This window comes from Pseudomonas sp. PLB05 (assembly GCF_021106615.1).
Classification (GTDB): Bacteria; Pseudomonadota; Gammaproteobacteria; order Pseudomonadales; family Pseudomonadaceae; genus Chryseomonas; species Chryseomonas benzopyrenica.
In genome coordinates this window covers 183,806-206,117 of sequence record NZ_JAJOHO010000005.1, presented here as the reverse complement: position 1 = coordinate 206,117, position 22,312 = coordinate 183,806, and the positions used below count along the sequence as shown (strand labels likewise).

Genomic DNA, 22,312 nt, shown 5'->3' with positions numbered 1-22,312 from the left:
TGGTTAGAGTCCTAGCCATAAGCAGTCCGCCTCGGCAACGGTTCCGGGGTCGGCATCAACGCGAGGTAGTGCCATGTCCCGCCTGATCCAGTTCACCCAATTCGGCCCGCCGGAGGTGCTTGCCTGCATCGACCGGCCCACGCCCGTGGCGGGGCCAGGCGAGGTGCTGGTGCGGGTAGAGGCCATCGGCGTGAGCTGGTACGACGTGCTCTGGCGGCAGAATTTGGCCCCTGAACAGGCCGTGCCGCCGGCCGGTCTCGGCTGCGAGCTGGCCGGGGTGGTCACCGCCCTGGGCGAAGGCGTGGCCGACCTGGCGGTGGGCGATCGCGTGGCCAGCTTTCTCGGCCACGACATCAATCGCTATCCGGCCTATGGCGACGACCTGGTCTATCCAGCCACCTCCCTGGTGCGCTACCCGGACGTGCTCACCCCGGTGGAAGCTGCGGTGCACTACAATCCACTGCTCACCGTCTATACCGCGTTGATGCACCAGGCGCGGCTGCAGCCCGGCGAATGGGTACTGATCACCGATGCCAGTCGCTGTTGCGGCCCGGCCTCCATCCAGCTGGCCAAGGCCCTGGGTGCCCGGGTCATCGCCAGCACCCACGACGCCGCCGACCGTGACTACCTGCGCGAACTGGGCGCGGAAAGGGTCATCGCCGCCGAGGAAGAGGATCTGGTCAGCCGCATCGCCAGCATCACCGACGGCGTTGGCGTGCACGTGGCCCTGGATGCCCTGGGCGGTCCGCAACTGGCGCTGCTCGGCGAGGCCATGGCGCCCCGCGGCCGATTGCTGCTCTATGGTCTCAACGGCGGCAACCAGACCCCCTTGCCGGCCTGTGCGGCCTTCAAGAAGAAATTCAAGCTCTACATCCACTGCGTGCAGGACTTCACCGGCCAGCCGGAGATGGGCCTGGAAGCCGATTGCGCCGCGGTGCGTGAAGCCTTGCAGCACATCGACCAACTGACCCGTGATCGCCTGCTCAAGGCGCAGATCAAGCAGGTCTTTCCCTTCGCGCAGTTCGTCGAAGCCCATCGCTGCATGGAGCAGTGCCCTACCCGCGGTCGCGTCGTCCTCAGCGTCGAGTGACGGGCCAGGCAATAAAAAACCCACGCCAAGGCGTGGGTTTTTTCATGGCCGGTCGCCCTTGCAGGTCGCCTAGGCCGTGGCTTTCTTTTGCAGTGGCGGTGTGGCGCGATTGACTCGCGTCTTGGCGCCAAAGAAGGCCACGCTGAGGAAGTGCAGCGGACTGATCCGTTCCAGCACCAGCTTGAGCGCCACCGGCAGGAAAAGACCCATGACCATGCTGACGGTGAACACCACCCAGGTGTCGTGCACCTGCAGCTTGTTCAGCACGATGCGCGCCCCGGCGGTGCCGAAAACGTGGAACAGGTAGATCTCGAAGGAGAAGTACCCTAGCCAGGCCAGCGGCTTGAAGTAGAAGCGGCGGGCGATCAGCAGGCTGATGGCGGCAAGACCCAAGGCGGTACCGATGATGGCCATGTCGGTCTCGTCGAGATCGACCAGTTCGAACAGATAGGCCTGGTCCATGGCCACCAGGATCACCAGGGCCACGGCCATGGTCACGACATTGCGTTGGGTGATGAGCTGCGCGCCGAAGCGGTAGAGACCCAGGCCCAGCAGGAAGAAGGGGAACAGCTGCACCGCCTTGTAGAGGCTGAACAGGTCCGGGAAGCTCTCCCAGGCGAAGGACGCCGCCAGGGCCACGGCGAACACCAGGCCGAAGTTGCGCAGGGTCAGCAGCAGTCCGGCCTTTTCCAACAGGGCGATCACCACGAAGATGCAGAAGATCGACTGCAGGAACCAGAAGTGCGCGTAGCTGAAGAAGTAGATGCTGAAGATATCGGTCAACTGCGGCTTGTAGTTGGTGTTGGGCACCGCCATCTGCAAGGCGAAGAACAGCGTCGACACCACCAGCAGAGGAATGCCGATGCGTTTGAACTTGCCCTGGTAAAAGCGTGACAGGTCGCTGCCGGTATTCACCGGGCGCAGCGCATAGACGTAACCGGAGATGGCGGTGAACAGCGGCATCCGTACGTAGACGAGAGAATCGTAGAGATAGCGCAGCACGGAGTCGTCCGGCACCTTCATGCCGAGGGTGGACGAACTGCCGATCACGTGGCCCGCTACCATCAGAAACAGCGCCAGTCCGCGGATCGTCTCGATGCGCAGATCCTTTTCAGGCGTGGTCTTGGTCATGCTGAGTCCTCTGTACTAGCTAAGCGAGACAGCGTCTCCACGGGCGTGGGGAACGGATGTCGGCGCATCAGATCATCTGAGCCCGGTGAGCTTAGGCTAGTTCGTTAGCTTCCTTGCGGTAGCGGCGGGAAAACTCCGGCTTTTCTTGCGCTGCATCACTTTTCTGTGAAGCGATTACTAGAAGTGTGAACTTGCAACGGCGGCGAACAACGTTGATTCAGATGGCATTGTGCCAGGCTTAAGGTGTTCTTAAGCCAGCTTGCGCTAGGCCAGCGGCGGCCAGGGCAGGCCGCCGTGGCTTGGCTCAGACGAAGGCCTTGCCGTCCAGAATCGCCTTGCGCCAGCGGGTGATACGCACTTCGCCAGGCAGCCCGGCAGTGGTGAAGGGATCGCGGGCGATGAAGGCTTCGGCCTCGGCGCGGGTTTCCACATCGACGATATAGACGCTGCCGCTGGCGGTCTCGCCGTCATCGCTGAGCTTGGCACCGCAGGCCAGCAGGGCGGCGGCGTTCTCGCGCAGGAAATCCAGGTGAGCCGGGCGATGCTGCTGGCGCAGGGCCAGGCTGTCCGGCTTGTCGAAGGTCTCGATCAGAAAAGGCATGGCGGGCTCCGATAGGCTCGGCGGCCCCGATGGCCGCCGCTGGCGCAGGGTGGCGCGATCCTGGGGCCAGCGTCAATCGGACCTTGGCCGGCCATTGATGCCTGGCCTGGGCATAGCCTTAGCAGAGAAATGTATTAAACATTCAGGTCTAGATAGGCCAGGCTGACCTTTCCAAATGGAATATAAGGAAGGTCACCATGGTTCGTTCCTCTCTCCGACGATGGCTGGCGCAAGGCGCCGTTCTGCTAGCCGCGCTCGGTGTGCTCGCTCCGGTACAGGCCGCCGACCAGCCGTTGCGCATCGGTTATCAGAAGGGCGGCGGTCTGCTGGCCGTGCTCAAGGCCCAGGGCACCCTTGAGCAGGCCCTAGGGGCCCAGGGCTATCAGGTGAGCTGGCGCGAATTCCAGGCTGGGCCGCAATTGCTGGAAGCCCTCAATGCCGGCAGCATCGACGTCGGTTATACCGGCTCCCCGCCACCGATCTTCGCCCAGGCGGCGGGGATCGATCTGGTCTACCTGGGCGCCGAACCGGCCAGCGAGGCGGTGGAAGCCATCCTGGTGCCGGACGGTTCGCCGATCCGCGACGTCGCCGAACTCAAGGGCAAGAAGGTGGCCGTGCAGAAGGGGTCGAGCGCCAACTTTTTGCTGGTCGCGGCCCTGGAAAAGGCCGGGCTGAGCTTCAAGGACATCCAGCCGGTCTATCTGCCGCCGGCCGATGCCCGCGCCGCCTTCGTCAACGGTTCGGTGGACGCCTGGGTGGTCTGGGATCCCTATCTGGCGGCCATCCAGCAAGGCCAGCCGGTGCGAGTGCTGGCCGACTATAAAGGTCTGCTGCACGCCAACAGCTTCTATGAGGGTTCGCGGCGCTTCGCCGATGCCCATCCCGAGGCGATCCGCCTGTTGCTGGCGGAACTGGCCAAGGCTGGTGCCTGGGCCAATGCCCACAAGCCGGAGGTGACGCGCATCCTGGCCGAGCAGATCGGGCTGCCGGAAGCGGTGATCGCCACCTGGCAGGCACGCACCCGCTACGGGGCGACGGCGCTGACGCCGGAGATCATCGCCACCCAGCAACAGACCGCCGACATCTTCAAGGCCCAGGGGCTGATTCCCCGGGCGGTGGAGGTAAGCCAAGCGGTCTGGCAGGCGCCCTAGGACGACTAGGCGCGGCGGGGCAGCAGGTAGCCCAGCAGAAACATCCCGGCGGCTGCCACCACCACCGAGGGTCCGGCCGGGGTGTCCTGGTACCAGGACAGGGTCAACCCCAGGCACACGGCGGCCATGCCCAGCAGGCTGGCGCCACAGGCCATCTGCTCGGGACTGCGGGCATGGCGCTGGGCCGTGGCGGCGGGGATGATCAGCAGCGAGGTGATCAGCAGAACCCCGACGATCTTCATGGCCACGGCGATGACGATGGCCACCAGCAGCATCAGCGCCAGGCGGATCCAGGTCACCGGCAGGCCTTCGACCTGGGCCAGTTCCTCGTGCACGGTGATGGCCAGCAGCGGGCGCCACAGACAGGCCAAAGCCACCAGCACCACGGCGCTGCCGCCGAGGATCCAGCGCAGATCGCTGGGGCCCACCGCCAGCAGATCGCCGAACAGATAGCTCATCAGGTCGATCCGCACCTCGTGCATGAACGACAGCGCCACCAGGCCCAGTGACAGGGTGCTGTGGGCGAGGATGCCGAGCAGGGTGTCGGCGGCCAGGCCGCGACGGCGCTGCAGCACCACCAGCACCACCGCCAATGCCAGGCAGCCGACGGTAACGGTCAGGGTCGGGCTGACATCCAGCAGGAAGCCCACGGCGACCCCGAGCAGGGCGGCATGGGACAGGGTGTCGCCGAAGTAGGCCATGCGCCGCCAGACCACGAAGGAGCCGAGGGGGCCGGCGACGAGGGCGAGGGCGAGACCGGCGAGCAGGGCATACAGCAGGAAATCAGCCATGCTTGCAGTGGGCTCCATGGACGTGCGGCGTCTTGACCACGCTGCCATGCAGGTCGTGGGCGTGATCGTGGTGGTGGTGATAGACGGCGAGATTGCGCGCACTCTGGCCGAACAGTGCCTGGTAGGCCGGATCGCCACTGACTTGCTCGGGGTGCCCGGAGCAGCAGACGTGGCGATTCAGGCAGATCACCTGATCGGTGGCGCCCATCACCAGGTGCAGGTCGTGGGAGACCATCAGCACGCCGCAACCATGACGCTCGCGCAACTGGCCGATCAGCCGGTACAGCTCACTCTGGCCATTGATGTCGACGCCCTGCACGGGTTCGTCGAGCACCAGCAACTCGGGTTGGCGGAGCAGGGCGCGGGCCAGCAATACCCGCTGCAACTCGCCGCCGGAAATGCTCTGCAGGGGGCTGTCGATGACGCCCTCGGCGCCCACTTCGCCCAGGGCGGCCAGGGCGCTGGCGCGGGTCACCCCCGGCACCAGGCGCAGGAAGCGCAGCACCGACAGCGGCAGGGTGGCGTCCACCTGCAGTTTCTGCGGCATGTAGCCGATGCGCAGCCGCGGGCGGCGCCAGACGCTACCGCGATCAGGCGTGAGCAGCCCGAGCACGCTGCGCACCAGGGTGGTCTTGCCGGCGCCATTAGGGCCGATGAGGGTGACGATGCGGCCGGGATCCAGGGTCAGGCTGACCTGATCGAGCACCGGCTGCCCGGCAAAGGTCACACCGACATCCTGCAGCCGGATCAGCGCCTCGCTCATGCCTGCTTCCGGCAGGCGGCGCACTGACCGACCACTTCCACGGTCTGGCCTTCCACCTGGAAGCCCACGGCGCTGGCGCCGTCGAGGATGGCCTGGTGCACGGCGGGTTGTTCCAGTTCGATGCTCACCTGGCAGCTGCGGCAGATCAGGAACTGCCCCTGGTGGGCCTCGCCGGGATGATTGCAGCCGACGAAGGCGTTGAGCGAGGCGATGCGGTGCACCAGGCCGTTCTCGACAAGGAAATCCAGTGCCCGGTAGACGGTGGGCGGCGCCGCGCGGCGACCGTCCTGCTCGCTGAGCACGGCCAGGATGTCGTAGGCGCCGAGCGGCTTGTGGCTTTGCCAGACCAGCTCCAGCACCCGCTTGCGCAGCTCGGTGAGGCGCACGCCAGCGCGGCTGCAGAGTTCGTCGGCCTCGGCCAGGGCGTGGGCGACGCAGCGCGAATGATCGTGAGGCCGAAAGGCCAGGGGGGCGTCGGACATGAAACGGTACCTTGGGAGCCAGGACGTTATTATATTGCACCTCTCCTAAGAATCGGGATTTTCACGTGCCACGCCTCCTACCCCTCGTCGCTTCCCTGCTGCTCGCCTGCACCCTGCTGCCCGCCCAGGCCGAGGTGAAGGTGTTGACCAGCATCAAACCCCTGCAACTGATCGCCGCGGCCATCCAGGACGGCGCCGGCCAGCCCGCCGTGCTGCTGCCGCCGGGCGCCTCGCCGCACCATTACGCCCTGCGGCCCTCGGACCTGCGCCAGGTACGCGAGGCCGGGCTGGTCTACTGGATCGGCCCGGATCTGGAGACCTTCCTGCCGGCGGTGCTCAAGGAACGCCAGGGCCCCAGCGTGGCCATCCAGGACTTGCCGGGCCTGCACCTGCGTCGCTTCGGCGCCGAGCACGCCCATGAGCCGGGCGACGATCATGACGAGCACGAGCACGAGCACGAGCACGAGCACGAGCACGAGCACGGTGCGGCGCCCGAGTACGCCCACGACCATGACCACCGCCCTGGTAGCCTGGATGCCCACCTCTGGCTGACCCCGGCCAATGCCCGGGTGATCGCCACGCGTCTCGCGGCCGACCTGAGCCAGGCCGATCCGGCCAATGCCAGTCGCTACGCGGCCAACCTCAAGGCCTTCGAGCGTGGACTGGCCGCCAAGGACCAGGCCCTGCGCGCCCAGCTGGCGCCGCTGGCCGGCAAGCCCTACTTCGTTTTCCACGAGGCCTTCGACTATTTCGAGGAAGCCTATGGCCTGGGGCATCGTGGCGTCTTCGCCCTGGGCGCCGACGTCCAGCCCGGCGCGCGCCATGTGGCCGCCATGCGTGAAGAGCTCAAGGCGGCCGGTCCGACCTGCGTCTTCACCGAGCCGCCGCTGCAGCCGAAGATCGCCACCACCCTGAGCAGCGGCCTGCCGGTGACCCTGGTGGAGCTCGATCCCCTGGGGGCCCGCATTCCGGTCGATAGCCAGGGCTATGCGACCCTGCTGCAACAGGTGGCCGACACCCTCGGCGGCTGCCTCGGCAAGCTCCCCTGAGCCACCCGGGATACCGATTCGGCAAGGGCTACCGTTCGTCGCCCTTGACCTGCCCTGGTGATCGTTCAGCTGGCGTTCAGGACGAGTTCAGGCAGCGTTCAGGGCCCTTGGCCTAATCTGCAACTGTCAGATCAGCAACGCCGAGGTCGCCCGGATATGTTCACCCTAGCGCAGCTCCCGCTAAGGCAGATCGTCCGGACACTTCGACCCGACCTGGCGATGTTCATCCTTGTAACTCCACTGCAGGGTCACCAAGTCAGCTCTGGTCCCCTGTAGCCGTCTCACGACGGAGCCGTCCCCCAACGGCAGTTTCCGATCCCCATGAAGTGCTCCTTACCTCTCCAACCGGAGAGGTTTTTTTTGCCTGGAATAAAGTAAGTGTCCCCATCCATCCGCTCCCTGCTCTCGCCGTCAGCCGGCTCCAGGCGCCATAATCGGGCCCAGGGCGCTGCTGCGCGGCGTACGCGACAGATGCAGTCGCAGCCACAGAAAGTCTCGTTAGCTGTTCAGGAGTCTGCATGAAGATCCTCGTCGTCGAAGACGAAAACCTGCTGCGCCACCACCTCAAGGTGCGTCTGGGTGAAGCCGGTCATGTCGTCAATGCCGTGGCTGATGCGGAAGAAGCGCTCTACAGCGCCCGCGAATTCCATCACGATCTCGCCATCATCGACCTGGGTCTGCCCGGCATGAGCGGTCTCGATCTGATCCGCCAGCTGCGCAACCAGGGCGCCACCCTGCCGATCCTCATCCTCACCGCCCGTGGTAGCTGGCAGGACAAGGTCGAGGGCCTGGGTGCCGGGGCGGACGACTATGTGGTCAAGCCCTTCCAGTTCGAAGAACTGGAAGCCCGCCTCAATGTGCTGTTGCGTCGCTCGGCGGGCTTCGTCCAGCCGAGCATCCGCGCCGGTTCGCTCAAGCTGGACCTGGGGCGCCAACAGGCCTTCAACGAAGACCAGCCGCTGCAGCTGACCGCCTACGAGTACCGGCTGCTGGAATACCTGATGCGCAATCACCAGCAGGTGATCACCAAGGAGCGGCTCATGGAGCAGCTCTACGACGATGACGGCGAGCACGACAGCAACGTCATCGAGGTGCTGGTCGGCCGCTTGCGGCGCAAGCTGGAGGCCAGCTGCCAGATGCAACCCATCGAAACGGTCCGGGGCCGCGGCTACCTGTTCACCGAGCGCTGCCAGTGATCCGTTCCTTTCGCGTGCGGCTGCTGCTCAGCGCGGCGCTGCTGGTGATCGTCTGCCTGGCGCTGATCGTGCCGGCGATCCGCAATGCCTTCGACCGTACCGTGGAAAACTTCGTCGCCGCGCGGCTGGAGGCCAATGCCAACACCCTGATCGGCGCGGCGCGGGCCATCGACGGGCGCCTGGCGATGCCGGAGATGATCGCCGAGGAGGTCTTCGACCGACCCGGTTCGCCGATCCTCGGCTATGTCTACGACCAGAACGGTCGCCTGCTCTGGCGCTCGCGCTCGGCGATCAAGGAGCGGCCCAACTACCGGCCGACCTTCGACGGCGGCGGGGTCAAGCTGGTCAAGGCCACCGATGACCAGGGCCAGGGCTTCTTCGTCTTCGATCGCGAGGTGCTGCTGGGCAATCCGCCGGTCGCCGGCTTCAGCGTGGTCACCATGCAGCCGGCCGAGGAATACGAACGGCTGCGCGCGACCTTCGTCCACCAGGTGATCCTCTGGCTGGTCGGGGTGCTGGGTGCGTTGCTGGTATTGCTGGCCCTGGTCATGCAGTGGAGCCTGAGACCGCTGCGCCGCCTCAGCCAGCAGCTGGACGCCGTGGAAACCGACCAGCGCGAGCTGCTCGACGAAAAGAACGTGCCCAGCGAGATCAGCCGCCTGATCCGCTCGCTCAACCGCCTGCTCGATCACGAACGGCTGCAACGCGAGCGCTACCGCGACACCCTGGGCGATCTGGCCCACAGCCTGAAGACCCCCTTGGCGGTGTTGCAGGGGGTGACCGAAGAGTTGCGCCGGCAGCCGCAGCTGGATCAGGAGGTCGGCACCCTGCAGACCCAGATCGAGCGCATGAACCAGCAGGTGATGTACCAGTTGCAGCGGGCCACCCGCCAGGGCGGCGCGGTGCTCAGCCGGCCGCTGGAACTGGCGCCGCTGCTGGACTCCCTGTTCAGCACCCTGGACAAGGTCTATGCCGAGAAACGCGTGCAGGCGGAAATGGATTTGCCGCCGAATCTGCGGGTGCAGGCCGAAGAAGCCGCCATGCTGGAGGTGTTCGGCAATCTCCTGGAAAACGCCTATCGCCTCTGCCTGACCCAGGTGCGGGTCAGCGCCCGCCGTCATACCGAGCACTGGATCCTCGACATCGAGGACGACGGCCCCGGCATTCCCGCCGAGCGCCGCGAAAGCGTGCTGCGTCGCGGCATGCGCATGGACAGCCGCCATCCTGGACAGGGCATCGGCCTGGCCGTGGTGCAGGACATCCTGGAAGGCTACCGCAGCAGCCTGACCATCGATGAATCCAGTCTGGGCGGCGCCCGTATCCGCTTTCGCCTGCCGGCGGCGATTTCCCCGGAGCGGCCTTCCTTGGTGCACAATGGGGCCAAGACGTGACCCATGGGTCATGGCTTGCGTCTGCTCCTGATAGTGAAATTCTGTCTGTAAGGACCCCGGCATGAGCCGCGACTGCCGTCACCTCGAATCCCTGTTGCACCACGATATTCCCATCACCAAGGCCCTGGGCCTGGAAGTCCGCGACTGGAGCGAGCAGCGCCTGCAGCTGCATGCCCCGCTGGCTGCCAACATCAACCACGCCAGCACCATGTTCGGCGGCAGCCTCTACTGCGTGGCCGTGCTGGCCGGTTGGGGCTGGCTGTACCTGCGCCTGCGCGAAGCCGGCATCGAGGAAGGCCACATCCTCATCCAGGAAGGCCAGATCAGCTATCCGCGGCCCATCACCGCCGATGCCCTGGCCTATGGCGAGCCGCCCGAGGCACGGGCCTGGGAGCGCTTCGAGACCACCTTCCGCCGCCGTGGCCGCGCCCGCATCACCCTGCAGTCGCGCATCGTCACCGAGAGCGGCGAGGATGGGGTGCGCTTTACCGGTCAGTACGTGTTGCACCGCTGACAGCGGGCGCGGCATGCAAAAGGGCGACCCTGGGGTCGCCCTTTTTTTGTGGCCGTTCCCTGGCTAGCCGTGGGGGTGCGGCTCGGACTTCGCCTGCTGGGCGGTATTGGTGTCGGGCAGGTTGTCCGGCGGCACGGCCAGGGCGCGCAGGGCGCCGGACATGATCTCGCTGAAGGTCGGCGCCGAGACCAGGCCGCCGAAGTAGCCTTCCTTGGTCGGGGTATCCAGCATCACCGCCAGCACCAGCTTGGGATCGGCCGCCGGCGCCATGCCGACGAACATCGAACGATAGGCGTGCTCGGTGTAGCTGCCAGAGCCGGCCTTGCGTGCGGTACCCGACTTGCCGGCCACGTGATAGCCGGGCACCCGGGCGCGGATCACGCCGCCTTCGTCTTCCACCACGTGGTTGAGCATGGCGCGCAGGCGCCGGGCGATGGTTGGGTCCATGGCCTGGACGCTCTGCTGCTTCTGGTCCTTGAGCAGGGTCAGAGGGGTGAGCAGGCCGTCGTTGGCGATCACCGAGTAGGCCTGGGCCAGTTCGGCGACGTTGACCGCCAGGCTGTAGCCAAAGGACATACTGGCCGTGGCGATCTGCGACCACTTGGTGTGGCCGGGCAGGTAGCCGGCGTTCTCGCCGGGAAAGCCCAGCGCCATGGGATTGCCGAAACCGACCCGGCTGAGCTGTTCGTAGATGGGCAGCGGGCCGATCTGCAGGGCCACCTTGCTCATGCCGATGTTGGAGGAGTTGAGCAGCACCCCGGTCATGGTCAGGACACCGCGTCGGGCCACGTCGTGGATGGTGTGACCGTCGATGGTCATCCAGCCCGGCGCCACGTCCACGGTGCTGTTCTCGTTGAACTTGCCCGAGGCCAGGGCCACCGACATGCTGAACGGCTTGATCACCGAACCGGGCTCGAAGGCGTCGGTCAGGGTGCGGTTGCGCATGTTGGGGATCTGCAGGGTGGCGCGGTTGTTGGGGTTGTAGGATGGGAAGTTGGTCATCGCCAGGATCTGGCCGGTCTTGGGATTGACCAGCACGGCCGACCCGGACTGGGCGCCGAACTTCTCCACCGCGGTCTGCAGCGCGCGATAGGCGATGAACTGCAGGCGCAGGTCGATGGACAGCGCCACGTCCTTGCTCGGTTGCGGCTGGCGCACCACGCGGATGTTCTTGACCACCGAGCCACGCGGATTGATCAGCACCTCGCGCACCCCGCCGCGGCCGGCCAGCCAGTCTTCGAAGCCCAGTTCCAGGCCCTCCTGGCCATGGCCGTCGATGTTGACCATGCCGATCACCTGGGCCACCAGGTCGGAACTGGGATAGTAGCGCTTGTATTCCTTGATCTGGCGCACCCCGGGTACGCCAAGGGCCATGATGTTCTCGCCGTCGATGGGCGACAGCGCCCGGGCCAGGTAGAGGAAGTGCTTTTCCGGATGGCCGAGGATCAGGTTGCGGAGTTCGGCTTCGGGCTTGTGGATGGCCTGGGCCAGGCGCCCCAGCTGGTCGGCGCTGTCCTGCATCTCCGATGGATTGCACCAGATGGTCACCACCTCGGTGGAAACCGCCAGGGGCGCGCCGTTGCGGTCGGTGATCATGCCGCGGGTGACCGGAATGGGAATGTGGCGCACCGAACGGCGATCGCCCTGGTCACCCAGGAAGGCGGCATCGATCAGCTTGAGGTAGGTGATGCGGCCAGCGACCACGCAGGTCAGCAGGACCAGCACGACGACCACGACATAGAAGCGATAGCGGGGTGCGGCCGTCATGGCGGCTCCTGCGCGAGAAGAAGGCTTGGGCATGGTCACAACTGGTTACAACCGTCAGGGACGCGCATGGTAACTGCTCCAGCCATCGGCCGGAAACCGCTGGGCGGTCGAGGGCGGTACACTGCGCACATGAGCGACATTCCCCTGCACGATCTTTCCACCCCTGCCGTGACCTGCGAGAGCTGTCAGGCCTGGTGCTGCCGCCAGGAAGTCCTGCTGTTCGAGGATGCTGGCGTGCCCGCCCGCTACATCGAGGAAGACTGGACCGGCACCCGCATGAAACGCCTAGACGACGGCTGGTGCGCTGCCCTGGATCGCGAGCAGATGAATTGCAGCATCTACGAGGTGCGGCCCTGGGTCTGCCGGATCTTCGACATGGCCGGTCCGGAATGCCTGGAAGAGCGGGCGGACATGAAAAGGGCGATGGAGAGTGGCGAGTTCTAGCGTCGCCCTGGTCAACCCTGTTGGGCTTCGCTGCGCTCAACCCAACCTACGCGTCCAGCTTTGAGGCACCCGTAGGTTGGGTTGAGACGGCTTTTTCATCGAAGCCCAACAAGGCCGGCAGGCGGTGACACGTCCCGTAGGGCTTCGCTGCGCTCAACCCAACCTACGCGTCCAGCCTTGAGGCACCTGTAGGTTGGGTTGAGACCGCTTTTTCGTCGAAGCCCAACAAGGCAGGCAGGCGGTGATACGTCCCGTTGGGCTTCGCTGCGCTCAACCCAACCTACGCGCCTAGCCTTGAGGCACCGTAGGTTGGGTTGAGACGGCTGTTTCGTCGAAGCCCAACAAGGCAGGCATGCGGTGATACGTCCCGTTGGGCTTCGCTGCGCTCAGCCCAACCTACGTGGCTAGCCTTGAGGCACCGTAGGTTGGGTTGAGACGGCTGCTTCGTCGAAGCCCAACAAGGCGGGCATGCCTCGGCGGACCGCCGTCTAGCGCAGCTTCTGCGGCTTGTAGGCGCAGTAGTTCGGCCGTGGGCCGACCCGTGGGTGGTTGCGGCAGGTTTCCGGGCGCTGGTCGTAGATGGTGCACAGCCGCGTCTTGGGATGCAGATAGATGCAGTCGTTGTTGGACAGCCGCACCAGGGTGAACAACCCGGTCTTGGCATTGAGGCGTTCGACCACGCCGTCCTTCTTGAGCCGCTTGGCGATGTCCTTGAGCGGCTCGCCCTTCTCGAATTCGTCCACCACGCCCATGCGGATCAGGTCCGACAGGCGGGCTTCCACCGGCAGGGTGCAGCAGCTGGACACGCAATCCAGGCACATGGCCTTGTCGTAACGGATCCAGGTTTCGGTGCGATCGAGATCGGCCCCGAGAATGCGCAGTATCTGGGCCATGGCTTACTCGGCGAAGGTGACCTGACCATCGGCCAGGGAGGCGACGCGGGCCAGGGATTCGACGCGATAGCCCTGGGCATCGAGTTCGGCACGACCGACCTGGAAGGACTTCTCGATGACGATGCCAAGTCCGGCTACCTGGGCACCGGCCTGACCGATGATGGAGATCAGCGCCTTGGCCGCCTTACCGTTGGCGAGGAAGTCGTCGATGATAAGCACCCGGTCGTCGGACGACAGATGCATGGTCGAGACGGCTATGGTGCTCTCCGTCTGCTTGGTAAAGGAATAGACGCTGGCCACCAGCAGGTTGTCGGTCAGGGTCAGCGACTGGTGCTTGCGGGCAAAGATTACCGGCACACCCAACTCCAGCCCGGTCATCACCGCTGGGGCGATCCCCGAGGCCTCGATGGTCACGATCTTGGTGATGCCGGCGTCGGCGAAGCGGCGGGCGAACTCCTGACCGATGTCGCGCATCAGCGCCGGATCGATCTGGTGGTTGAGGAAGGCATCGACCTTGAGCACCTGCTCGGAGAGTACTTGGCCTTCGCTGCGAATCTTGGCTTTGAGGCGTTCCACGCGGACGGTCCTTTAACGGCAACGCCCGGGCCTGAGTACAGGACCGGGTCTGGGAATACGGGAGGGCGGCGATTGTGCCCTATCTTTCAAGAAAGTCGTTAGTTTGCCGACAAATCGTCCTATAGGTATCCGCAACGGATAGCCGACGCTTGCCGGTGGCTGGCACAGGAGTTGTCGAACATGGGTGTTTTGTTGTCACCGGGGATTCGCGTGCTGAGCCAGTTCGGCTTCGCCCGCAAGTTCGCCCTGCTGCTGGTGCTGTTCATCCTGCCGCTGGCGGTCAGTCTCTGGCTGCTGGGCGCCGACTTCCAGGCCAAGCTGGCCACCGTCAGTGGCGAGCGCAGTGGTGTGCGACTGCTGCAACGGCTCGACGCCGTGGAAGAAGAACTCACCCTCCGGCGCAACCTGACCGCGCGCTGGAAGGCGATCGACACCAGTCGCCAGGAGACCCCGGCCGTGCAGGCCGCCATCGCCGCCCTGGAAAGTCGCAACGACAGTCGGCGCGAGCGACTCGCCCAGCTCGGACAGCAACTGGAGAGCGAAGGGGCCAGCACCGATGTGCAGGCGCGCTTCAAGACCCTGCAGCAGGCGCTTGCCGGGCTCGAGGTCAGCGATCTGCGCAGCCTGGGCTGGTGGCCGGACGGCTACGATAGATTCACCGCCGCCCTGGGCGCCGTGCAGGCGCTGCGCGAGGAGATCGCCCTGGACAGCGGCCTCATCCTCGATCCCTGGCTGGAAACCTATCTGCTGATGCAGATCGGCACCACCCAGTCGGTCGAGTTGTACGAACGCCTCGGCCGCCTGGCCAGCGTCGGCCAGGCCAGCGTGGTCTCCGGCCAGTTCAGCCTGCAGAGCCGCCTGCAGTTACGCGACCTGCGCGCCCGCGTCGGCGATTCCAGCGAGAGCCTGGCCAAGGTCGCCGTCCTGCTCGGCAACAAGCTGCCCGCCGACATGGCCGGCTGGAAGGACGACTACCAGAAAGTCAGTGGCCAGCTGGAGGCCAGTCTCAAGACCCTCGACCAGGGGGTGTTCGGCGGCGAGATCACGCTCAAGCCGGAGCAGTTCGAAGCCACCCTGGACGGGGTCCTGCAGGGGCTGCAGACCTTCCGCCAGCAGACCCTGAAGAACCTGGATCAACGGCTGCAATACTATGGCGCCGATGCCGTGCGCAGCTTTGGCGCCATTGCCGCCGGCTTCGGTCTGCTGCTGGTGGTGACCTGCTATCTGCTGCTGTGCATGCAGGCCGCCATTCGTGGCAGCGCCCGGCGCATCACCACCCTGGCCGAAGGCCTGCGCGACGGCGATCTGACCCGTTCGGCCCAGGTGAGTGGCCAGGACGAACTGGCCGAGATCGGGCGCGCCCTGGACCTGGCCGTGGTGCAGTTGCGGGGCAGCCTGCAGGCGGTCGAACAAGAGAGTCGCCAGGTGGGCACGGCTTCCGGCGAGCTGGGTCAGCAGGCCGAGGCGGCGCTGGGCGCCGTGGAAGTCCAGCGCCAGCAGATCACCCAGATCGCCACCGCGGCCACCGAACTGGCCGCCACTGCCCAGGGCGTGGCGCGGATTTGCGAAGAGGCTGCCGGCCGCGCCGAGCAGATGCGCGGCATCGCCGAGGTCAGCCAGAGCGACAGTCGCCAGACCACGGCCAGCATCCAGCGGCTCAACCAGCGCCTGGACGAGACGGCTGCGGCCATGGCCCAGGTCGACGCCCAGGCCGGACAGATCCAGCAGGTGGTGGATGTCATCCGCGGCATCGCCGAGCAGACCAACCTGCTGGCGCTCAACGCCGCCATCGAGGCGGCCCGGGCGGGTGACCAGGGACGGGGCTTCGCGGTGGTCGCCGACGAAGTGCGTTCACTGTCACAACGCACCCAGGCCTCCACGGCACAGATCGCCGGCACCGTCGGCAGCCTGAGCAGCACCGTAGCCCAGGCCGTGGCCCTGATGCAGGAGGCCTGTGGTCAGGCCGCCAGCGACGCCCAGTCCATCACCGGGCTGGGGCAGCGGCTGGAAGCGATCGCCGAATCGGTACAGGGTGTCTCCGACACCCTGGCGCAGATTGCCACCGCCGCCGAACAGCAGGCGGTCACCGCCGACCAGGTCAGCGGCAACATCCAGCAGGTCGATGGGGCCGCGGCCGATCTGCTAGGCAACGCGCGCACGGTGCAGAGCACGGCGGTGGGTCTGGAGGCGGGCAGTCGCACCCTGACGGCCAACACCACCCGTTTCCGCCTGGGCTAGAACGCAGAAGGGGCGCCTCGCTGGGCGCCCCTTCCACTCACATAATTGCTGATCAGGCCCGAGTATCGAGCAGCCGGCCCAGGGTTTCCTGGGAAGCCTGCATGACCTTGGTACCGGCCAGCGCCTGGTACTTGCCGACATCCAGGTTGACCAGTTCGCTGGCCAGATCGGCCTGGCTGTTGGTAGTCGCGCCCAGGGCTTGCTGCTCGTTGCGCGCCGTCTGGGAGGCGAGGGCGGCACCAGCCTTTTCGACCGTGCGGCTACCGTTCTGGTAGGCCTGCACCCCGGCATAGAGCGAATTGCTTGAAGTCACGTTCATGGACAGGGTCCTCGACGGTGATGTCAAAGGGCTATTGAAGCAGCTTTGACGCCAAAGAACCAGCAGCCCGTGTCACCGCCTGTGTCCGGCTATTGCTGGATCGTCGCCCGGTTGCCCTGGCCGCTCTGGCGCAGGTCGACGTGGCTACCCGCGCCGATCTGACTGATCGAGGCGTACTGGCCAGCGCCCTGCTGACTGGCGCTGACCTGGGCGTCGCTGCCCAGACCGGCAGAGAAGGAGTGACCATCGCCCAACTGCTCGACGCCGAGTTCGATGTGGTCGCTGAGCCAAACCGCACTGACCTCGTTGTCGTTGCCCTGGGAGACCAGGTTCAGGCGGGAATCGTCGCCGCCGATCAGGACGCCAACCCTGTTGCGATCGCCCTGCTGGTGCAGGTCGAGGCGGTTGCCGTTGCCGTTCATGATCGCCTGGACGGCGTTGTCGTCGCCCAGCTGCCGCGCGCTGACGCTCTGGGCGCCGCCCTCGGGACCGGTCTGCTGCACCGCCGCGCTGTTGCGATTGCCGATCTGGACCAGCCGGACCTCTTGCTGCCGCGCGCCCTGGCGGGCGCCGGCCTGGTTGTCGTCGCCCCGCTGCTCGACCACCGCCCGGTTGGCGCCGCCGCCCTGCAGCAGATTGACCTCGTTGCGCGTGCCCAGACTCAGCACGTCCTGCACATGATCGTCGCCCACCTGCCTGAGTCGCGAGTGGCTACCGCTGTCGCGACCGTCCTGGAACAGGTTCAGCTGGTTGCGTGCGCCCTGCTGTTCGATGAGCATCCGCTGGTCGTCGCCGCCCTGGCGCACCAGGGCTTCGTTCTGCAGGCCGCCCTGGACGATCTCCACGCCATTACGCTGGCCATGGCCCTGATAGACATAGGCATGGCTCTGGCTGGCCTCGCGCTGGTCGATGACGATCTCGCGCGTACCGCCGGCGGCCTGGGTGACATTGGTGAAGTTGCCGACACCGCCCTGCTCGACGCGGGTGCGGTCGCCCTGGGAGTTGCGCTGGGTGAGATAGGCCTGGCTGGCGCGACCGGTCTGGATGACCTCCAGGTTGCCCTGGCGGGTATCGGGTTCCTGGCTCAGGAAGGCGCCGAGGCGTTCGCCGTGCTGCTCCACGCGGGTCTGGTTGTCCAGCGCCCAGGCGGTGCTGGTCAGGCCGAGCAGGCCCAGGCAGGTCAGAAACTTCGAGGTAGACACTAGGGCTGGTCCGGCGGCGAAAGACAGGACAGTCTGCTGCCGGCCTGGCCCTGCGGCCATCGCCCGAAAGACTGATATCAGCGGGGCAGGCGCAGGTGCGCGGCGACCGCGGCGGGAGAGGCCGCAGCCAGGTGCGGCACCGTGCCCAGGCAGGGCGCCGGCAGGCGCTCGTGCAGGGTGGCGAGGTTGTCGTCCAGGCGCAGGGTGGCCGGCGCGACCAGATTGGCCACCCAGCCGGCCAGCGGCAGGCCGTCGGCGAGGATGGCCTCGGCGCTGAGCAGCGCGTGATTGATGCAGCCCAGGCGTACACCCACCACCAGGATCACCGGCAGGCCCAGTTCGCGGGCCAGGTCGGACAGGGATTCGCGCCCGGCCAGGGGCACGCGCCAACCGCCGGCGCCTTCCACCAGGGTGAAGTCGGCCTGCAGCGCCAGGATCCGGCGTACTGGCGCGGCCAGGGCGGCGACGCTGAGGTCGATGCCGGCTTCGCGGGCGGCCAGGTGCGGCGCGATGGCCGGCTCCAGGGCGATGGGATTGATGTCGGCATAGCCGAGCGGCAGCGAGGTCTCGCCCAGCAGCGCCAGGGCATCACCGTTGCGCAGGCCGTCGGCGGTGCGTTCGCAACCGGAGGCCACCGGCTTGACGCCGGCGGTTGTGAGGCCCTGCAGGCGCGCCTGGTGCAGCAGGCCGGCGGCGATGGTGGTCTTGCCGATCTCGGTATCGGTGCCGGTGACGAAATAGGCGGGCATGGCGGTCATTCCTTGCGGAGCAGAACGTGGATCACCTGATAGGTGGCCGGTAGGCCGGCGGGCTGGCGCAGGCTTTCATAGGCGCGGGTAAAGGCCGCCAGCCGCTGGCGCCCGGTGAGGCCCTGGGGGCGACCCTGGTTGAGGTTGTGGGCGCCGATGGCCTTGAGGTGCTGGGTCAGGGCGCGCAGGTCAGGGAAGTGCAAGCGCTCGGGCTCGACGTCCAGCGCCAGCACCTGCAGGCCACTGGCTGCGGCGGCGTCGGCATAGGCCGCCTGGCGGCGGAAGCGATTGACGTGCACCTGGTCGTCCACCTGCGCCCAGCTCTGGCGCAATTCGTCGAGGGTGCCCTCGACCAGGCTGCTGAAAGCCAGTACACCGCCCGGGCGCAGGATGCGGCGCGCCTCGGCGAGCACGGCGGGCAGGTCCGGGCACCACTGCAGGGCCAGGCTGGACAGGATGAGGTCGCAGCAGGCGTCGCGCAGCGGCAGGCGTTCGGCGTCGGCGGTCAGGTAGTGGCGGGCGCCGGCGCCTTGCGTACGGGCGTGGCGAAGCATGCCGGGGGCCAGGTCGAGGGCCAGACCTTCCGCCTGTGGATGGCACCGGGCCAGGGCCCGGCTGCAATAGCCGGTGCCGCTGCCCAGGTCCAGCCAGCGTTGCGGGGCCTGGAGGGGCAGCCGACCGAGGAGGCGATCGGCGACCCGGCGTTGCAGCAGGGCGGCGCCGTCGTACTGCGCGGCGGCGCGGGAAAAGGACAGCGCCACCTGGCGCTTGTCGGGCAATACGTCAGCCATCGCGTCCTGCATAGATGAATTCACGGATACGGGTGGCCACCTCGTCCGGGCGCTCCAGCGGCAGGCCATGGCTGGCATGTTCCAGCACCTCGACCTGGGCGGTGGGCAGCTCGTCGCTCAAGGCCTGGGCGGCGGTAGCCGGGACCAGGGCGTCATGGGCACCGAACAGGTGCAGCTGGGGACCGCTGAAGGCCTGCAGGGCGGCGCGGGTGTCCAGGCGGGCGAGCAGCTCCAAGCCGGCGATGACCGCCTCGGGATCGACCTCGGGCAGGGTCACCTGCAACTGGCGGGCGAGGGTACGGCTGTCGCGGGCGCCCTGGGCCACCAGCAGGGTGAAGCGCTTGAGGGTCAGCTCGGCGTCCAGCGAGCAGGCCTCGAAGAAATCGGTGAAGACGCTGCGCGCCATGGCGGTCTGCCAGCCGGCGCGGGCGACGAAGCAGGGATTGCTCGCCAGGGTGATGAGACCGTGCACGCCCTCGGGGCGGCGCAGGGTGAATTCGCTGGCGAGCATGCCGCCCAGCGACCAGCCGCCCAGCCAGACGCCCTCGGCGATCCGGGCTTCCAGGTCGGTGAACCAGTCCTGGGTGTCGGCCAGGGTTGGCAGCGGCTCGATCAGGACATCGAGAAAGGGTGCCTGCTCGACGAGTTCGTCACGCAGGGGTTCCAGGGGAGCATTGCCCAGGCCCCAGCCGGGCAGCAAGATCAGGGTATCGCGCATGGGTCGGTCACTTATCCGCGTCGGGCGGTAATTCGGCCATGGCCTGGGCCAGAGCGTCGAGCAAGAGGTCCACGTGCGCTTCGCGATGGGCCGCCGTCAGGGTTACCCGCAGGCGGGCACTGCCGGCCGGTACGGTGGGCGGTCGGATGGCGGTGACCAGGATCCCGCGTCGGCGCAGGGCGGCGGAGAGTGCGAGGGCGCGCGCGCTGTCGCCGACCAGGATGGGCTGGATCGGCGTGGCGCTGAGCATAAGGTCCAGGCCGAGAGCCGTCGCGCCCCTGCGGAATCTCTGGATCAAAGTGTGCAGAAGCTCACGGCGCCAGCCCTCTTCGCGGACGAGCTGCAGGGCGGCCAGGGTGGCGCAGGCCACCGCCGGCGGCTGGCTGGTGGTGTAGATGTAGGGGCGGGCGAACTGGATCAGCGTCTCGATCAGCTCCTCGCTGCCGGCGACGAAGGCCCCGGCGGTGCCGCAGGCCTTGCCCAGGGTGCCGACCAGCACCGGGACCTGGCTCTGGTCCAGGCCGAAGTGCTCGGCGATACCGCCGCCGGTGGCGCCCAGGGTGCCGATGCCGTGGGCGTCGTCCACCAGGGTCCAGGCGCCGTGACGCTGGGCGACCTGGCAGAGCTCGGGCAGGGCGGCCAGATCGCCGTCCATGCTGAAGACCCCGTCGGTGACCACCAGGGTGTCGCCCGTGGCCTTGGCCAGGCGCGCGGCCAGGCTGGCCGGATCGTTGTGCAGGTAGCGGGCGAAGCGCGCGCCGCTGAGCAGACCGGCGTCGAGCAGGGATGCGTGGTTAAGACGGTCTTCCAGCACGGTGTCGCCACGACCGACCAGGGCGGTGACCGCCGCCAGGTTGGCCATGTAGCCGGTGGAGAACAGCAGCGCGCGCGGCCGCCCGGTGAGTTCGGCCAGAGCCTCTTCCACCTGATGGTGCGGGCTGCTGTGGCCGATCACCAGGTGCGAGGCGCCACCGCCCACCCCCCAGCGTTCGGCTCCGGCGCGCAGGGCGGCGATCACCTGGGGATGATTGGCCAGGCCCAGGTAGTCGTTGCTGCAGAAGGCCAGCAGGGGCTCGCCATCCACCATCACCTCGGGACCCTGGGGCGCCTCCAGCAGCGGGCGGCGCCGATAGAGGTGCTCGGCGTGACGCTGGGCCAGGCGGGCGGCGAGATCGAAGGCCATGGGATGGGTATCTCAGTGGTCGTTAGAGCCCCTCACCCCAGCCCTCTCCCGAGGGAAGAGGGGGAAGAACGGGGCGTGAGGGTCAGGCGGTGGCGGCGTCGTAGAAGAGCTCGCTGTTGCGCTGTTCTACCAGGGCCTGCTCGATGGCGGCCTGGTGCACCTCGTCGGCATGCTCTTCGCGGGCTTCGGGCTGGATGCCGAGGCGGGCGAACAGCTGCATGTCCTTGTCGGCCTGGGGGTTGCCGGTGGTCAGCAGTTTCTCGCCGTAGAAGATGGAGTTGGCGCCGGCCAGGAAGGCCAGGGACTGCATCTGCTCGTTCATCTGCTCACGACCGGCGGACAGGCGCACGTGGGACTTGGGCATGAGGATGCGTGCCACCGCCAGGGTGCGGATGAAGTCGAAGGGATCGACGTCCTTTTCCTCGGCCAGCGGGGTGCCCTGGACCTTGACCAGCATGTTGATCGGCACCGACTCGGGGTGCTCGGGCAGGTTGGCCAGCTGGATCAGCAGGCCGGCGCGGTCATCCACCGACTCGCCCATGCCGAGGATGCCGCCGGAGCAGATCTTCATCCCGGCTTCGCGGACATAGGCCAGGGTCTGCAGGCGCTCGCCGTAGGTGCGGGTGGTGATGATGTTGCCGTAGAACTCCGGCGAGGTATCCAGGTTGTGGTTGTAGTAGTCCAGGCCGGCGTCGGCCAGGGCGCGGGTCTGCTCCTGGTCCAGGCGGCCGAGGGTCATGCAGGTTTCCAGGCCCAGGGCCTTCACGCCCTGCACCATCTGCAGGACGTAGGGCATGTCCTTGGCGGAGGGGTGCTTCCAGGCGGCGCCCATGCAGAAACGGGTGGAGCCGATGGCCTTGGCCTCGGCGGCCGCCTCCAGCACCTTCTGCACCTCCATCAGCTTTTCCTTTTCCAGGCCGGTGTTGTAGTGGCCGGACTGGGGGCAGTACTTGCAGTCTTCCGGACAGGCGCCGGTCTTGATCGACAGCAGGGTGGAAACCTGCACGCGATTGGGATCGAAGTGCTGGCGGTGCACGCCCTGGGCCTGGAACAGCAGGTCGTTGAAAGGCTGCTGGAACAGGGCGCGGACTTCGGCAAGAGTCCAGTCGTGACGCAGGGCGGTAGCGCTCATGGGAGATCCTCAAGGCATTGGACGGCCAGTACTGGAGCGAGGCCGGTGAATGCGGTCGACCTTAGCTGAAGTGTTGGTCGACTACTGCTCATAAAATGACCAATTGCCGGATTTTTTGCAGGGGGATTGACCGAGTCGTAG

The 22,312-nt window shown here is 66.8% G+C and carries 23 protein-coding genes; 8 read left to right on the top strand and 15 right to left on the bottom strand.

Features of this window, described 5'->3' with window-relative positions:
- Positions 1 to 73 precede the first annotated feature (73 nt).
- Positions 74 to 1,090: a zinc-dependent alcohol dehydrogenase family protein gene (locus LRS53_RS21045; RefSeq protein WP_017642331.1), complete on the top strand. Its 1,017-nt coding sequence runs from the start codon at positions 74 to 76 to the stop codon at positions 1,088 to 1,090.
- 69 nt (positions 1,091 to 1,159) lie between these two features.
- Here the strand turns inward: LRS53_RS21045 and LRS53_RS21040 are convergent, their stop codons facing one another.
- Both LRS53_RS21040 and LRS53_RS21035 read right to left on the bottom strand, forming a co-directional pair.
- Positions 1,160 to 2,221, bottom strand: a complete 1,062-nt coding sequence (locus tag LRS53_RS21040) for an acyltransferase family protein (RefSeq protein ID WP_017642330.1) — start codon at positions 2,219 to 2,221, stop codon at positions 1,160 to 1,162.
- Between the two features lie 304 nt (positions 2,222 to 2,525).
- Positions 2,526 to 2,822, bottom strand: coding sequence for a YciI family protein (locus LRS53_RS21035; RefSeq protein ID WP_017642329.1), 297 nt, complete (start codon positions 2,820 to 2,822; stop codon positions 2,526 to 2,528).
- A 197-nt stretch (positions 2,823 to 3,019) separates the two neighbouring features.
- Between LRS53_RS21035 and LRS53_RS21030 the strand changes: the two genes are divergently transcribed.
- Positions 3,020 to 3,973 carry a sulfonate ABC transporter substrate-binding protein gene (locus tag LRS53_RS21030; protein WP_231357202.1) on the top strand — a complete coding sequence of 318 codons (954 nt, stop codon included), beginning with the start codon at positions 3,020 to 3,022 and terminating at the stop codon, positions 3,971 to 3,973.
- Positions 3,974 to 3,978: 5 nt separating this feature from the next.
- Here LRS53_RS21030 and znuB read toward each other — a convergent pair whose 3' ends face one another.
- From znuB to LRS53_RS21015, 3 genes are read right to left on the bottom strand one after another with little or no spacing between them, the layout of a single operon-like run.
- Entirely contained in the window at positions 3,979 to 4,764 is a 786-nt protein-coding gene (gene znuB, locus LRS53_RS21025) for a zinc ABC transporter permease subunit ZnuB (RefSeq protein ID WP_173149828.1), read from the bottom strand.
- Positions 4,757 to 5,527 carry a zinc ABC transporter ATP-binding protein ZnuC gene (znuC, locus tag LRS53_RS21020; protein WP_064309197.1) on the bottom strand — a complete coding sequence of 257 codons (771 nt, stop codon included), beginning with the start codon at positions 5,525 to 5,527 and terminating at the stop codon, positions 4,757 to 4,759. The genes znuB and znuC overlap by 8 nt, the downstream gene beginning before the upstream one ends.
- Positions 5,524 to 6,009 (bottom strand): Fur family transcriptional regulator, encoded by a 486-nt coding sequence (locus tag LRS53_RS21015; protein WP_017642325.1) that lies wholly within the window; start codon positions 6,007 to 6,009, stop codon positions 5,524 to 5,526. The genes znuC and LRS53_RS21015 overlap by 4 nt, the downstream gene beginning before the upstream one ends.
- Before the next feature lie 65 nt (positions 6,010 to 6,074).
- On the opposite strand from LRS53_RS21015, the gene znuA reads away from it, so the two are divergent.
- The 4 genes from znuA to LRS53_RS20995 all read left to right on the top strand — a co-directional run bounded on the left by znuA (position 6,075) and on the right by LRS53_RS20995 (position 10,159).
- On the top strand, positions 6,075 to 7,058 hold the full coding sequence (gene znuA, locus LRS53_RS21010; RefSeq protein ID WP_231357201.1) for a zinc ABC transporter substrate-binding protein ZnuA: 984 nt from the start codon (positions 6,075 to 6,077) through the stop codon (positions 7,056 to 7,058).
- Between the two features lie 518 nt (positions 7,059 to 7,576).
- Positions 7,577 to 8,254, top strand: a complete 678-nt coding sequence (locus tag LRS53_RS21005; protein ID WP_231357200.1) for a response regulator transcription factor — start codon at positions 7,577 to 7,579, stop codon at positions 8,252 to 8,254.
- Positions 8,251 to 9,645: an ATP-binding protein gene (locus LRS53_RS21000; protein WP_231357199.1), complete on the top strand. Its 1,395-nt coding sequence runs from the start codon at positions 8,251 to 8,253 to the stop codon at positions 9,643 to 9,645. The genes LRS53_RS21005 and LRS53_RS21000 overlap by 4 nt, the downstream gene beginning before the upstream one ends.
- Before the next feature lie 61 nt (positions 9,646 to 9,706).
- Complete coding sequence (locus tag LRS53_RS20995; protein WP_231357198.1) at positions 9,707 to 10,159, top strand: thioesterase domain-containing protein; 453 nt, start codon at positions 9,707 to 9,709, stop codon at positions 10,157 to 10,159.
- 63 nt (positions 10,160 to 10,222) lie between these two features.
- Here LRS53_RS20995 and LRS53_RS20990 read toward each other — a convergent pair whose 3' ends face one another.
- A complete protein-coding gene (locus tag LRS53_RS20990; RefSeq protein ID WP_231357197.1) occupies positions 10,223 to 11,926 on the bottom strand; it encodes a peptidoglycan D,D-transpeptidase FtsI family protein in 1,704 nt (567 codons plus the stop codon).
- A 129-nt stretch (positions 11,927 to 12,055) separates the two neighbouring features.
- Here LRS53_RS20990 and LRS53_RS20985 point away from each other — a divergent pair, with 129 nt between their 5' ends.
- Complete coding sequence (locus LRS53_RS20985) at positions 12,056 to 12,370, top strand: YkgJ family cysteine cluster protein (RefSeq protein ID WP_231357196.1); 315 nt, start codon at positions 12,056 to 12,058, stop codon at positions 12,368 to 12,370.
- Between the two features lie 488 nt (positions 12,371 to 12,858).
- On the opposite strand, the gene LRS53_RS20980 is transcribed toward LRS53_RS20985, so the two are convergent.
- The gene (locus tag LRS53_RS20980; RefSeq protein ID WP_093255091.1) at positions 12,859 to 13,263 is read right to left on the bottom strand and encodes a YkgJ family cysteine cluster protein; all 405 of its coding nucleotides are present in this window, start codon (positions 13,261 to 13,263) and stop codon (positions 12,859 to 12,861) included.
- 3 nt (positions 13,264 to 13,266) lie between these two features.
- Complete coding sequence (locus LRS53_RS20975) at positions 13,267 to 13,839, bottom strand: xanthine phosphoribosyltransferase (RefSeq protein ID WP_160924245.1); 573 nt, start codon at positions 13,837 to 13,839, stop codon at positions 13,267 to 13,269.
- A 180-nt stretch (positions 13,840 to 14,019) separates the two neighbouring features.
- Here LRS53_RS20975 and LRS53_RS20970 point away from each other — a divergent pair, with 180 nt between their 5' ends.
- Positions 14,020 to 16,077 carry a methyl-accepting chemotaxis protein gene (locus LRS53_RS20970; RefSeq protein WP_231357195.1) on the top strand — a complete coding sequence of 686 codons (2,058 nt, stop codon included), beginning with the start codon at positions 14,020 to 14,022 and terminating at the stop codon, positions 16,075 to 16,077.
- A gap of 52 nt (positions 16,078 to 16,129) precedes the next feature.
- On the opposite strand, the gene LRS53_RS20965 is transcribed toward LRS53_RS20970, so the two are convergent.
- From LRS53_RS20965 to bioB, 7 genes are all read right to left on the bottom strand, one after another.
- Entirely contained in the window at positions 16,130 to 16,396 is a 267-nt protein-coding gene (locus LRS53_RS20965; RefSeq protein ID WP_058791715.1) for a hypothetical protein, read from the bottom strand.
- An 89-nt stretch (positions 16,397 to 16,485) separates the two neighbouring features.
- Positions 16,486 to 17,598 carry a hypothetical protein gene (locus LRS53_RS20960; protein ID WP_231357194.1) on the bottom strand — a complete coding sequence of 371 codons (1,113 nt, stop codon included), beginning with the start codon at positions 17,596 to 17,598 and terminating at the stop codon, positions 16,486 to 16,488.
- Between the two features lie 77 nt (positions 17,599 to 17,675).
- Positions 17,676 to 18,347 (bottom strand): dethiobiotin synthase, encoded by a 672-nt coding sequence (gene bioD / locus LRS53_RS20955; protein WP_231357193.1) that lies wholly within the window; start codon positions 18,345 to 18,347, stop codon positions 17,676 to 17,678.
- 5 nt (positions 18,348 to 18,352) lie between these two features.
- Complete coding sequence (gene bioC / locus LRS53_RS20950; RefSeq protein ID WP_231357192.1) at positions 18,353 to 19,150, bottom strand: malonyl-ACP O-methyltransferase BioC; 798 nt, start codon at positions 19,148 to 19,150, stop codon at positions 18,353 to 18,355.
- Positions 19,131 to 19,856: an alpha/beta fold hydrolase gene (locus tag LRS53_RS20945; protein WP_173149811.1), complete on the bottom strand. Its 726-nt coding sequence runs from the start codon at positions 19,854 to 19,856 to the stop codon at positions 19,131 to 19,133. Before LRS53_RS20945 ends, bioC begins: the two co-directional genes overlap by 20 nt.
- A gap of 7 nt (positions 19,857 to 19,863) precedes the next feature.
- Entirely contained in the window at positions 19,864 to 21,039 is a 1,176-nt protein-coding gene (gene bioF, locus LRS53_RS20940) for an 8-amino-7-oxononanoate synthase (protein WP_231357191.1), read from the bottom strand.
- Positions 21,040 to 21,121: 82 nt separating this feature from the next.
- On the bottom strand, positions 21,122 to 22,171 hold the full coding sequence (bioB, locus tag LRS53_RS20935) for a biotin synthase BioB (protein WP_007159868.1): 1,050 nt from the start codon (positions 22,169 to 22,171) through the stop codon (positions 21,122 to 21,124).
- Positions 22,172 to 22,312 lie beyond the last annotated feature (141 nt).

Bases quoted from the DNA above. Each gene is read 5' to 3' on its own strand.
- LRS53_RS21045 (WP_017642331.1), top strand. From the start codon at position 74: ATGTCCCGCCTGATCCAGTTCACCCAATTCGGCCCGCCGGAGGTGCTT.
- LRS53_RS21040 (WP_017642330.1), bottom strand. From the start codon at position 2,221: ATGACCAAGACCACGCCTGAAAAGGATCTGCGCATCGAGACGATCCGC.
- LRS53_RS21035 (WP_017642329.1), bottom strand. From the start codon at position 2,822: ATGCCTTTTCTGATCGAGACCTTCGACAAGCCGGACAGCCTGGCCCTG.
- LRS53_RS21030 (WP_231357202.1), top strand. From the start codon at position 3,020: ATGGTTCGTTCCTCTCTCCGACGATGGCTGGCGCAAGGCGCCGTTCTG.
- znuB (WP_173149828.1), bottom strand. From the start codon at position 4,764: ATGGCTGATTTCCTGCTGTATGCCCTGCTCGCCGGTCTCGCCCTCGCC.
- znuC (WP_064309197.1), bottom strand. From the start codon at position 5,527: ATGAGCGAGGCGCTGATCCGGCTGCAGGATGTCGGTGTGACCTTTGCC.
- LRS53_RS21015 (WP_017642325.1), bottom strand. From the start codon at position 6,009: ATGTCCGACGCCCCCCTGGCCTTTCGGCCTCACGATCATTCGCGCTGC.
- LRS53_RS21005 (WP_231357200.1), top strand. From the start codon at position 7,577: ATGAAGATCCTCGTCGTCGAAGACGAAAACCTGCTGCGCCACCACCTC.
- LRS53_RS20995 (WP_231357198.1), top strand. From the start codon at position 9,707: ATGAGCCGCGACTGCCGTCACCTCGAATCCCTGTTGCACCACGATATT.
- LRS53_RS20990 (WP_231357197.1), bottom strand. From the start codon at position 11,926: ATGACGGCCGCACCCCGCTATCGCTTCTATGTCGTGGTCGTCGTGCTG.
- LRS53_RS20985 (WP_231357196.1), top strand. From the start codon at position 12,056: ATGAGCGACATTCCCCTGCACGATCTTTCCACCCCTGCCGTGACCTGC.
- LRS53_RS20980 (WP_093255091.1), bottom strand. From the start codon at position 13,263: ATGGCCCAGATACTGCGCATTCTCGGGGCCGATCTCGATCGCACCGAA.
- LRS53_RS20970 (WP_231357195.1), top strand. From the start codon at position 14,020: ATGGGTGTTTTGTTGTCACCGGGGATTCGCGTGCTGAGCCAGTTCGGC.
- LRS53_RS20965 (WP_058791715.1), bottom strand. From the start codon at position 16,396: ATGAACGTGACTTCAAGCAATTCGCTCTATGCCGGGGTGCAGGCCTAC.
- bioD (WP_231357193.1), bottom strand. From the start codon at position 18,347: ATGCCCGCCTATTTCGTCACCGGCACCGATACCGAGATCGGCAAGACC.
- bioC (WP_231357192.1), bottom strand. From the start codon at position 19,150: ATGCAGGACGCGATGGCTGACGTATTGCCCGACAAGCGCCAGGTGGCG.
- LRS53_RS20945 (WP_173149811.1), bottom strand. From the start codon at position 19,856: ATGCGCGATACCCTGATCTTGCTGCCCGGCTGGGGCCTGGGCAATGCT.
- bioF (WP_231357191.1), bottom strand. From the start codon at position 21,039: ATGGCCTTCGATCTCGCCGCCCGCCTGGCCCAGCGTCACGCCGAGCAC.
- bioB (WP_007159868.1), bottom strand. From the start codon at position 22,171: ATGAGCGCTACCGCCCTGCGTCACGACTGGACTCTTGCCGAAGTCCGC.